Raw genomic sequence first — 10,651 nt, 5'->3', positions numbered from 1 at the left:
AGTCGAATGTCTTGATCGAAAAATCCGTAGTCTCTTTGTCGTTTAAACTGTTTCATAAGCACAAGATACAAATTATCAATAGGTTAAGCAAGTTCAGGAGTTTTTAGAGGTAGCCTTAACTGATTTTGAGTATTTCTATCATTAAATGAATACTTTAAATTGGAAGCTATGATTATCACAAAAAGCAGTTGTAAAATATGTATTATTTTTTAATTTTTATTTAAAATTATTTCAAACTTGCAGACAAATATTCTCTATTCATTCTGGCAATATTTTCTAAAGATATACCTTTTGGACATTCGACTTCGCAAGCGCCAGTGTTGGTACAATTTCCAAAACCTTCGGCATCCATTTGTGCCACCATGTTTAAAACACGGTCTGTGGCTTCGACTTTTCCTTGCGGTAAAAGTGCAAATTGCGATACTTTTGCTGAAACGAATAGCATAGCTGATGAGTTCTTGCAAGTAGCAACACAAGCGCCACAACCAATACAAGTGGCTGCATCGAAAGCGCGATCTGCATCATGTTTTTCAATCGGAATGGTGTTGGCATCAATTGTATTTCCAGAAGTATTTACTGAAATAAATCCACCAGCTTGTTGCACTCTGTCAAATGAACTTCTATCAACAACTAAATCCTTGATGACCGGAAATGCTTTGGCTCTAAACGGTTCGATATAAATGGTGTCGCCATCTTTGAATTTACGCATGTGCAATTGACAAGTCGTTACCAATCGGTCTGGACCGTGCGCTTCGCCATTGATAAATAACGAGCACATGCCGCAAATTCCTTCGCGACAATCGTGGTCAAAAGCAACAGTATCGCTTCCTTTTTCGATTAATTGATCGTTCAAAATATCCAACATTTCCAAGAAAGACATATCTGGTTCAATATGATCTACTTGATAATCGACCAATTTTCCGGTTGCTTTAGCGTTTTCTTGACGCCATATTTTTAGGTTTAGTTTCATATTCTAGTTTATGAGCCAAGAGCCAAGAGCCAAGAGTTTAGTCTTTGCTTATTGACTTTATAAAGGCATTTAACATTTTGCTTTCTTCTGTAATTAATTCTGATATTTCTTTAAATTTAATTTCACTTAGGAAATCTAATTCTTTTGCAATTATAATTTGTGTTTCTAATTCAAATAATGAACCTCGAGCAATTTTTAAAAAATGCAGATAACTTTGTGTAGAACTTCTACCCCAGCCTTCAGCTATATTTGAAGGAATAGAAACAGACGCTCTTTTTATTTGATTTTGTAATCCAAAAATTTCATCTTTGGGAAAATTTTGTAAGCAATTGTAAATCATTTTAACTATTAAAATTCCTTTCTGCCAAATTAATAAATCTTTATATGATTTGAAATCACTCATGGCTAATAAACTTATGGCTTATGGCTATTTCCTACTTGTAACTTCTTTGCACCAACTTCACATTCTCAAATTTCAATTCTTCTTTATGCAAAACAGCATCAGATGGTTTTCCTTTGTATTCCCAAGCTGCAACGTATGCAAAATTTTCGTCATCACGTTGTGCTTCTCCATCTGGAGTTTGGTATTCTTCACGGAAGTGTCCACCACAAGATTCGTTTCTGTGCAGAGCATCTTTAGCGAAAAGTTCACCCAATTCCAAGAAATCGGCCACACGAAGTGCTTTCGCCAATTCTGGATTGAAACTATCTTTTATTCCAGGAATGCGAACATTTTTATAGAAATCTTCTCTAATTTCAGCAATTTCAGCTTGCGCTTCTGCTAATCCTTCGGCATTTCGCGCCATTCCAACTTTGTCCCACATTATCTTTCCTAATTTCTTATGAAAATAATCCGCAGGTTTTGTTCCTCCGTTGTTCATCAAAGCATTGATCTGATTCAATACATTTTTTTCGGCTTCTTCAAATTCTGGTGAATCGGTAGAGATTTCTCCCATTTTAATATCTGGCGCCAAATAATCTCCAATAGTGTAAGGTAAAACAAAATAACCATCAGCCAAACCTTGCATCAATGCCGAAGCTCCCAATCTGTTGGCTCCGTGATCTGAGAAATTTGATTCTCCGATAGAGAAACAACCCGGAATAGTAGTTTGCAAATTATAATCAACCCAAGTGCCACCCATGGTGTAATGTACCGCTGGATAAATCATCATTGGCGTTGTATATGGATCTTCGTCAACAATTTTCTCATACATTTGAAACAAGTTCCCATATTTATTGGCAACTACTTCTGTTCCCAGTTTTATAATTAAAGCATCATCATTCACATTTAAACCTTTCACCAAAGCTTGGTCTTTTCCGTAACGGATAATCGCTGCAGCAAAATCTAAGTAAACGGCTTCTCCAGTTTTGTTGATTCCAAAACCTGCATCGCAACGCTCTTTTGCGGCACGAGAAGCAATATCTCGTGGCACTAAATTCCCAAAAGCTGGATATCTTCTTTCTAAATAATAATCTCTATCGGCTTCAGCCAATTGTGTAGGTTTTAATTTTCCTTCACGGATGGCTTTTGCATCTTCCAATTTTGCTGGAACCCAAATTCGACCATCATTTCGCAAAGATTCAGACATCAAAGTCAATTTTGCTTGATGATCTCCAGAAACCGGAATACATGTTGGGTGAATTTGTGTGTAGCAAGGATTGGCGAAAAACGCCCCGCGTTTGTGGATTTTCCAAGCTGCAGTTACATTGCTTCCCATGGCGTTTGTTGACAAGAAAAATACATTTCCATATCCTCCAGAAGCAATAACCACGGCGTGAGCAGAATGTCTTTCGATTTCTCCTGTTACTAAATTACGTGCTATGATGCCGCGTGCTTTTCCGTTTACGATAACTAAATCTAGCATTTCGTGACGGTTGTGCATTTTTATTTTCCCACGACCAATTTGGCGATTCATTGCTGAATAAGCTCCTAATAAAAGTTGTTGTCCAGTTTGACCTTTGGCATAAAAAGTTCTTGAAACCAATGTTCCACCAAAAGACCGGTTATCTAAAAGCCCACCATATTCACGAGCAAAAGGAACACCTTGAGCGACACATTGATCGATAATACTAGTTGAAACTTCTGCTAAACGGTGAACATTTGCTTCGCGAGCACGATAATCACCACCTTTTACGGTATCATAAAAAAGTCTAAAAACAGAATCTCCATCGCCTTGATAATTTTTTGCAGCGTTGATTCCACCTTGTGCTGCGATTGAGTGGGCACGACGAGGCGAATCTTGAAAACAAAATGCTTTTACATTATAACCCAATTCTGCCAACGTTGCCGCTGCAGAACCTCCAGCCAATCCTGTACCTACAACAATAATATCTAAATTACGCTTGTTGGCTGGATTTACCAGATTAATATGATCTTTATAATTGGTCCATTTGTCTGAAATGGCGCCACTTGGAATTTTTGAATCTAATGCCATAGTAATTAATGATTAAAATGATGAAACAGTGCAATAAAAATGAAACCAAAAGGCACTACGATTGCAAACGCATATCCTAATTTATGTAATGATTTTGAAAATTTATTATTAAAACCCACTGATTGAAACGATGAGTTGAAGCCATGCCACAAGTGCAATGACAACAATAAAAAAGAAATACAGTAAATAATCGTTCTTGGTAAGTCTACAAATTTATGTTGCAATTCTTCAAAATATCTATTCTCAATTAACGGATTTACTTCCACATATTTGTAAACCATTTCAGGAATCCAAAAATCATAAAAATGCAATCCTAAAAAAGCCAAAACCACCGATCCTGAAATAATCATGTTTCTCGAAGCCCAAGAAGCATTTGCAGCTCCATTGTATTTTGCGTAATTAATTGGTCTAGAACTCCTATTTTTGAAATCTAAAATAAATCCCATACAGAAATGGAAAATAACACCAATAATTAAAATAGGCTGAATTACATATTGAACCAATGGATTATTTCCCATAAAATGAGAAATAGCATTAAAAGTATTGGCACTAAAAACTGAAGTACTGTTTATAAAAAAATGTTGTGCTAAAAATAAAATTAAGAAAAGTCCAGAAAGTGCCATCGCTACTTTTCTAGCAATAGATGACTTTAATAATGTAGAATTTGCCATAACTTACAAATGTATTTTTAAAAAATTTAGACAAAAATACAGTTATTTGCAAAATACTACAACCTTTTCGCTCTAATTTATAATGAGTTTAAATGTTTTTAACTATTGTTTATTATGAAGAGTTTACACATCGCAAAAATTTATAATAAATAGCATAATTATTAAATTAATAATTTAGTAACAGATTTTATTTCAAATTCGCAAAAAAATAAAAAATGTGAGTTTTACCTAACAAAAAATTATTTTATATTAATCTAAAGCGTAATTTTATATCTCAAAACAATAAAAATGAAAGTAGGAATTGATGCCATATCGTTTGATGTAGCCAAAATACATTTACCCATAAAAGCATTGGCTTTAGCCAGAAATATAGAGCCTGAAAAATTGGAAAAAGGCTTGGGTTTGCTCAAAATGACCTTGCCAGACATTCACCAAGATGTGGTGGTTTTTGGTGCAAATGCTTTAACCAAACTGATTTTGGATAACCAAATAAATCCAGCTGAGATTGCCAGAATATATGTAGGAACCGAAAGTACTATTGATAGTTCAAAACCAATTTCTTCATTTCTAATATCATTAATGGAGCAAAAATTTGTCGAAAATTCACTTTCTGAATGCGATGTTGTCGATTTTACTTTTGCCTGTATTGGCGGTGTGGATGCTTTACAAAACTGTATCGATTTTGTTCGATTGAATCCAACAAAAAAAGCCATTGTTGTTTGTACAGATATTGCAAAATACGATTTAAATTCTACCGGCGAATACACACAAGGTGCTGGCGCATTGGCGATGCTAGTGACTTCAAACCCTAGAATTTTGAGTTTTGAAAACCTTTGGGCAACCAGCACAAAAGGCGTTTTCGATTTTTTTAAACCTTACAGAATAATTTCAAAAACAGAAATTTTTGGAAATAGCAACAATGAACCTTGGTTTGAGAATTTGGAAGCCGAAATCGAAATTCATAAAAGCCAACCCGTTTTCGATGGTCAATATTCCAACCAATGTTATATGGATAGAACTCGAAATGCCTATTTTTCTTTTAAGAAGTTAAAAAATATACCAGAAAATTTGTATCATTCTTGGACTTCAATTGTAATGCATTTGCCGTATGCCTTTCAAGGAAGACGTATATTGTCTGAGATTTATGCATTGGATTCACTAACCAATATGATTTCTGGTAACGAATCATCAGCTGATTATCAAAATAAATTGAAAGAAATAAGTAAGTCTGAAGCTTACCAAAAATTTGTGGCTGATAAATTGCAACCAGCTGAAATCGCTTCTTCCCTAATTGGAAATTTGTATACAGGTTCTATTTTTATGGGATTGTTATCGACTTTGTGTCATTTTTATGAAACCAAAAAAGAAATTTCTGGTCAAAAAATTGGCTTTCTTGCTTATGGAAGCGGTTCCAAATCAAAAGTTTTTGAAGGCACAGTTCAAGAAGATTGGAAATTGGCTATTGCCAAGGTAAAACTTTTTGAAACTCTGAAACAAAGCTTTGAAATTGATTTTGAAACCTACGAAAAACTTCATAAAAAAGAGCAAAAAAAATATGTTCTTTCTCCAAAAAACGAATGGGTTTTAGATCGAATTGAAAAAGAAAATTCTAACCTAATTGGTGCTCGTTATTATAAATGGATTGATTAGCTTTGTGTTTTTAAAATTCAAATCATGAAATACCATCAAATAGATTCTCAGCTTTTCATCAAAAATAGAGCGAAATTCACTGCGCAAATGAAACCAAACAGCGTTGCTGTTTTCAATTCCAATGATATTTATCCAGTTTCTGCCGATTCTACCTTGCCGTTTGCTCAGCATCGAGACATACTTTATTTATCTGGCGTAGACCAAGAAGAAAGCATTTTATTGCTTTTTCCAGATGCACCTTATGATCATTTAAAAGAAATTTTATTCCTAAAAGAAACCAACGAGCACATTGCCATTTGGGAAGGTGAAAAATTGACAAAAGACAGAGCTTTTGAAGTTTCAGGTATAAAAAATGTGATTTGGCTACAAGATTTTCACAAGACTTTAAAAGAAGTTATGGCTTACGCCGATACTATGTACATTAACACAAACGAACATTATCGTGCATCAATTGAAACTGAAACCCGTGAAGCTCGCTTTGTAAAATGGTGGAAAAAAAACTATCCTGCGCACCAAGTGGCCAAGTCGAATCCAATTTTGCAACGCATTCGTTCCATTAAAGAAAGCGAAGAAATTGATTTGATTCAAAATGCATGCAATATTACCGAAAAAGGATTCCGTCGTTTGCTTTCGTTTGTAAAACCAAACGTTATGGAATATGAAATCGAAGCAGAATTGTCGCATGAATTTTTAAGAAATCGTTCCAAAGGTTTCGCCTACACGCCAATTATTGCTTCGGGAAATAATGCCAATGTTTTACATTATATAGAAAACAACCAGCAATGCAAAGCTGGCGATTTAATTTTGCTTGATGTTGGTGCAGAATATGCCAATTATTCTAGCGATATGACTCGAATGATTCCAGTTTCTGGACGATTTACTGACCGTCAGAAAGCTGTTTATCAAGCGGTTTTAAATGTAAAAAACGAAGCCACAAAAATGCTTACAACTGGAACTTTATGGAAACAATATCATGTAGAAGTTGGCAAAATTATGACTTCTGAACTTTTAGGGTTGGGATTAATTGATAAAGCCGATGTTCAGAATGAAAATCCAGATTGGCCAGCCTACAAAAAATATTTTATGCACGGAACTTCGCATCATTTGGGCATGGACACTCACGATTATGGATTGTTGCACGAACCAATGAAAGCCAATATGGTTTTCACTGTTGAGCCTGGTATTTATATTCCCTCAGAAGGTTTTGGCATTCGTTTGGAGGACGATGTAGTCATTCAAGAAAAAGGAGCGCCATTTAATTTGATGAGAAATATTCTTATTGAAGTTGATGAAATTGAGAATTTGATGAATGCTTAATTTGTGATAATAAACGAAATGATGATAGACGGTTTGCAGAAATGTGAGCCGTTTTTTTATGTCAATAATTTAAAACTGAATTTGTCTATCAATTTGTTGGTCTAATGAAATAAAAGTTTCAGTTCTTGAAACACCTTCAATAGCTTGAATGTTTGTGTTTAATAATTGCATTAAATGTTCGTTATCGCGGCAAATAATTTTAATTAAAATACTCCAGTTTCCTGTCGTATAATGACATTCCAGCACTTCCGGGATTTTTTTGAGCTCTCGAACTGCTTCAGAATTTCGCGCGGCTTTGTCCAAATAAACGCCTACAAAAGCCATGGTACTATAACCCAAAACCTTTGTGTTTACAATGAGTTTGGAGCCTGAAATGACTTTTGCCTCTTCCAGTTTTCGCAAGCGTTGGTGAATGGCTGCTCCAGAAATTCCTATTTTATTTGCAATTTGGAGTATTGGTTTTCTAGCATCGACCATTAAATCCCGAAGAATTTCTTTGTCGATACCGTCAATTTCAATTTGTAACTGATTTATCTTCATGAGTTAATAATTTGAAGCAAAAATACAGATTTACTTTCTTTAAATACAAATTACAGCAATTTAAATAATTGTATACTATAATGCACTAGCCCCGATAGCAGTGGAAATCCTGTCATTGCGATTGTGCAAAATAATCATGAAAGATGGCGCCCGTTCCTCGCAATGACAGATTGCAACGAATAGCGGGATTAGCTCCAAATAAAAATTCTAATGACTCACTTTATCTGGATTATAACCAATATATGGCATTTCGATTTCATTAAAATGTATTCCAAAGTTTTCAAGTTCTGCCAAAATTGGCAAATACACTTCTTTGGTAATAGGCAATTGTACTCCTGGCGTTTTAATATTTCCATTTAATATTTGCAAAGTGGCAATAGCTACTGGCAATCCGACAGTTTTTGCCATGGCGGTATAAGTTTGATCATTGCCAATGCAAACCATTTTCGAATCTATTTGATGTTGTTTGCCATTTAGTTCATATCCAAATTTGTGGTACATGACAATCATATCTTTGTCATGTTCTTGCAAAGTCCATTTGTCATTGAGAATTTTTTCAAGAATTTGTGCAGGTGTGGCATCTTTTAATCCTACAATTTTATTTTTATTGAACAAATCAAGTTCTACCAATTTGTCCCACATGATATCGTCTTGCTCTATTCCCAAAAGCAATCGCAATTTAATTTCTACAGAATCTGTTGGATGGTAAGGCAAAAATAAATTGACAAACTCTCGGTAACTAATGGTTTCTGAGTCATCTATGATATAAGAATCATCGGTCATTCCCAATTGAACAAACATATTCCACGCTTTTGAAAAACCAACTTTTCTGATGGTGCCACGGTATAAGGTTAAAACATCGTCAAGACCATAAATACTTCGGTATTTGAGCGAATCTCGATTGGCATAACCTTCAAAACGGCCATAACCTTCAACTTCTAGAAATTCTGTTCTTCGGAATAATTTATGGTATGGAATGTATTTATAAGTGCCTTCTTGTATGAATTTTGCAGCGCCACCTTGACCAGCCAAAACTACATTTCTTGGTGCCCACGTGAATTTATAATTCCATAAATTATTGTCAGATTCTGGCGCTACTAGTCCGCCGCAGAAAGATTCAAACAAAATCATCTTTCCACCTTTGTCACGAATTTCATCAATGACTTTCATGGCACTCATATGATCGATACCAGGATCTAGACCAATTTCGTTCATGAAAATTAAATTATTTTCTTTAGCAGAAGCGTCTAAACTTTGCATGGCATCGCTAATATAGGATGCCGTAACCATGTGTTTTTTGTAAAGAATACAATCTTTGGCAACTTCAATATGTAAACTTGCTGGAAGCATCGAGATTACAATATCTGCTTTTTGAATTTCAGTTTTTCTTTGGTTTTCATTAAAAATATCCAAAGCAATTGCTGTAGCATTTTTATGATTATTGGTTTTTCGTTGGGCTAGTGCCAATGATAAATCGCCAATGGTGAGATGCAAATTTTCGGCATCAGATTTATTTAAAAGATATTGTATCAATGTTGAAGCAGATTTTCCTGCGCCAATAATTAGAATGTTTCTCATTTTGTAATTATAAAAGTGTGGCAAATGTAATGAAATGTTCTATTTTTGACGATAGAAAAATGTTGATTTTCTAGACGTGTTTTTTGGTTCAGATTTTGTTTTTAAACTAAGATTTGAGACAACAGAGAGAATTTTACTTTTTAATTTAAAAAATATGAATAAAAAAATCATTCTTACGGCATTAATTTTTGGAATTGTTTCCATTGTTTTGGGTGCTTTTGGTGCACATGCTTTGAAAAAAATATTGTCTGTGGATCAATTGGCTTCATTTGAAGTAGGTGTAAAATATTTAATGTATGAGGCATTTTTTCTTTTGTTTATTGGAACAACTTCTTTGCTTTTAGAAAAACAAAAAAGAATTATTTTTTATTTTGCATTATTTGGAAGTGTTCTATTTTCTGGATCTATATTTTTATTAACAACCAAAGCCATTTCAGGAATTGATTTTAAATTTCTTGGACCTATTACGCCAATAGGAGGTTTGCTCATAATTGTATCATGGGGAATTACTTTTTACTACATCGTTGTAAAAAAAGTATAATATTTAAAGCAATTGAAATAATATTTATACTTTTGCACTTTGATTTAGTATTCAACACATATAACATTTTATGGAAACATACGCTCAATCTACGAAAACCATTTCGTTGGAAAAATACGGAATAGAAAACGCCTCAGAAATTATTTACAATCCATCCTTTGATTTATTATACAAAGAAGAATTAGACCCTAAACTGGAAGGCTTCGAAAAAGGACAACTAACAGAACTTGGTGCTGTAAATGTAATGACTGGAGAATTTACCGGCAGATCCCCAAAAGATAAATATATTGTAAAAGATGCCATCACTGAAAATACCATTTGGTGGACTTCAGACAAAGCGGTAAACGATAACAAACCCATTTCTCAAAATACTTGGAATGCTTTAAAAGAAACTACTGCAAAACAATTATCTGGAAAAAGATTATTTGTAGTAGACACATTTTGTGGTGCGAATGAAAATACCCGTTTAAAAGTACGGTTTATTGTTGAAGTGGCATGGCAAGCACATTTTGTAAAAAATATGTTTATTCGCCCAACAGAAGCGGAACTTGAAGTGTATGGCGAGCCAGATTTTGTGGTCATGAATGGTTCTAAAACTGAATTCAAAGATTTTGCATCGCATGGATTAAATTCTGAGGTGTATGTTGCTTTCAATTTATCTGAAAAAATTCAATTAATTGGTGGCACTTGGTATGGTGGCGAAATGAAGAAAGGCTTATTTTCGATGATGAATTATTATTTGCCTTTGCAGGGAATGGCTTCCATGCATTGCTCTGCTAACAAAGGGAAAGACGGCGATGTTGCAGTTTTCTTCGGACTTTCCGGTACTGGAAAAACAACTTTGTCTACAGATCCAAAACGGGAATTAATTGGCGATGATGAACACGGTTGGGATAATGATGGTGTTTTCAATTTTGAAGGTGGCTGCTATGCCAAAACCATCGATTTG

The 10,651-nt window shown here is 34.4% G+C and carries 10 protein-coding genes; 4 read left to right on the top strand and 6 right to left on the bottom strand.

Annotated elements, in window-relative coordinates; all coding sequences use genetic code 11:
* Window positions 1-226: 226 nt before the first annotated feature.
* From RMN92_RS04455 to RMN92_RS04440, 4 genes are read right to left on the bottom strand one after another with little or no spacing between them, the layout of a single operon-like run.
* A complete protein-coding gene (locus RMN92_RS04455) occupies window positions 227-970 on the bottom strand; it encodes a succinate dehydrogenase/fumarate reductase iron-sulfur subunit (RefSeq protein ID WP_309608263.1) in 744 nt (247 codons plus the stop codon).
* A 37-nt stretch (window positions 971-1,007) separates the two neighbouring features.
* Window positions 1,008-1,373 (bottom strand): four helix bundle protein, encoded by a 366-nt coding sequence (locus RMN92_RS04450; RefSeq protein ID WP_309608262.1) that lies wholly within the window; start codon window positions 1,371-1,373, stop codon window positions 1,008-1,010.
* Window positions 1,374-1,404: 31 nt separating this feature from the next.
* A complete protein-coding gene (locus tag RMN92_RS04445; protein ID WP_309608261.1) occupies window positions 1,405-3,405 on the bottom strand; it encodes a fumarate reductase/succinate dehydrogenase flavoprotein subunit in 2,001 nt (666 codons plus the stop codon).
* Between the two features lie 5 nt (window positions 3,406-3,410).
* Window positions 3,411-4,076 (bottom strand): succinate dehydrogenase cytochrome b subunit, encoded by a 666-nt coding sequence (locus RMN92_RS04440; RefSeq protein ID WP_309608260.1) that lies wholly within the window; start codon window positions 4,074-4,076, stop codon window positions 3,411-3,413.
* A 288-nt stretch (window positions 4,077-4,364) separates the two neighbouring features.
* On the opposite strand from RMN92_RS04440, the gene RMN92_RS04435 reads away from it, so the two are divergent.
* Together RMN92_RS04435 and RMN92_RS04430 are read left to right on the top strand one after the other, a co-directional pair.
* On the top strand, window positions 4,365-5,726 hold the full coding sequence (locus RMN92_RS04435) for a hydroxymethylglutaryl-CoA synthase (RefSeq protein ID WP_309608259.1): 1,362 nt from the start codon (window positions 4,365-4,367) through the stop codon (window positions 5,724-5,726).
* Window positions 5,727-5,750: 24 nt separating this feature from the next.
* Window positions 5,751-7,043 (top strand): aminopeptidase P family protein, encoded by a 1,293-nt coding sequence (locus RMN92_RS04430; protein ID WP_309608258.1) that lies wholly within the window; start codon window positions 5,751-5,753, stop codon window positions 7,041-7,043.
* A 69-nt stretch (window positions 7,044-7,112) separates the two neighbouring features.
* Here the strand turns inward: RMN92_RS04430 and RMN92_RS04425 are convergent, their stop codons facing one another.
* Window positions 7,113-7,583 carry an Lrp/AsnC ligand binding domain-containing protein gene (locus RMN92_RS04425; RefSeq protein WP_309608257.1) on the bottom strand — a complete coding sequence of 157 codons (471 nt, stop codon included), beginning with the start codon at window positions 7,581-7,583 and terminating at the stop codon, window positions 7,113-7,115.
* Window positions 7,584-7,790: 207 nt separating this feature from the next.
* Complete coding sequence (locus RMN92_RS04420) at window positions 7,791-9,161, bottom strand: saccharopine dehydrogenase C-terminal domain-containing protein (RefSeq protein WP_309608256.1); 1,371 nt, start codon at window positions 9,159-9,161, stop codon at window positions 7,791-7,793.
* A 154-nt stretch (window positions 9,162-9,315) separates the two neighbouring features.
* Between RMN92_RS04420 and RMN92_RS04415 the strand changes: the two genes are divergently transcribed.
* Both RMN92_RS04415 and RMN92_RS04410 read left to right on the top strand, forming a co-directional pair.
* Complete coding sequence (locus RMN92_RS04415; RefSeq protein WP_309608255.1) at window positions 9,316-9,702, top strand: DUF423 domain-containing protein; 387 nt, start codon at window positions 9,316-9,318, stop codon at window positions 9,700-9,702.
* Between the two features lie 70 nt (window positions 9,703-9,772).
* Window positions 9,773-10,651, top strand: an 879-nt coding sequence (locus RMN92_RS04410; protein ID WP_309608254.1) for a phosphoenolpyruvate carboxykinase (ATP), incomplete at its 3' end; no start/stop codon positions are given.

Origin of the sequence: Flavobacterium sp., from assembly GCF_031363805.1 — a bacterium.
In the GTDB taxonomy this organism is placed as follows: Bacteria; Bacteroidota; Bacteroidia; order Flavobacteriales; family Flavobacteriaceae; genus Flavobacterium.
This window is presented reverse-complemented; position numbering and strand designations above follow the sequence as displayed.

Excerpts from the sequence above, each read along its gene's own strand:
- RMN92_RS04455 (WP_309608263.1), bottom strand. The coding sequence starts at position 970 with ATGAAACTAAACCTAAAAATATGGCGTCAAGAAAACGCTAAAGCAACC.
- RMN92_RS04450 (WP_309608262.1), bottom strand. The coding sequence starts at position 1,373 with ATGAGTGATTTCAAATCATATAAAGATTTATTAATTTGGCAGAAAGGA.
- RMN92_RS04445 (WP_309608261.1), bottom strand. The coding sequence starts at position 3,405 with ATGGCATTAGATTCAAAAATTCCAAGTGGCGCCATTTCAGACAAATGG.
- RMN92_RS04440 (WP_309608260.1), bottom strand. The coding sequence starts at position 4,076 with ATGGCAAATTCTACATTATTAAAGTCATCTATTGCTAGAAAAGTAGCG.
- RMN92_RS04435 (WP_309608259.1), top strand. The coding sequence starts at position 4,365 with ATGAAAGTAGGAATTGATGCCATATCGTTTGATGTAGCCAAAATACAT.
- RMN92_RS04430 (WP_309608258.1), top strand. The coding sequence starts at position 5,751 with ATGAAATACCATCAAATAGATTCTCAGCTTTTCATCAAAAATAGAGCG.
- RMN92_RS04425 (WP_309608257.1), bottom strand. The coding sequence starts at position 7,583 with ATGAAGATAAATCAGTTACAAATTGAAATTGACGGTATCGACAAAGAA.
- RMN92_RS04420 (WP_309608256.1), bottom strand. The coding sequence starts at position 9,161 with ATGAGAAACATTCTAATTATTGGCGCAGGAAAATCTGCTTCAACATTG.
- RMN92_RS04415 (WP_309608255.1), top strand. The coding sequence starts at position 9,316 with ATGAATAAAAAAATCATTCTTACGGCATTAATTTTTGGAATTGTTTCC.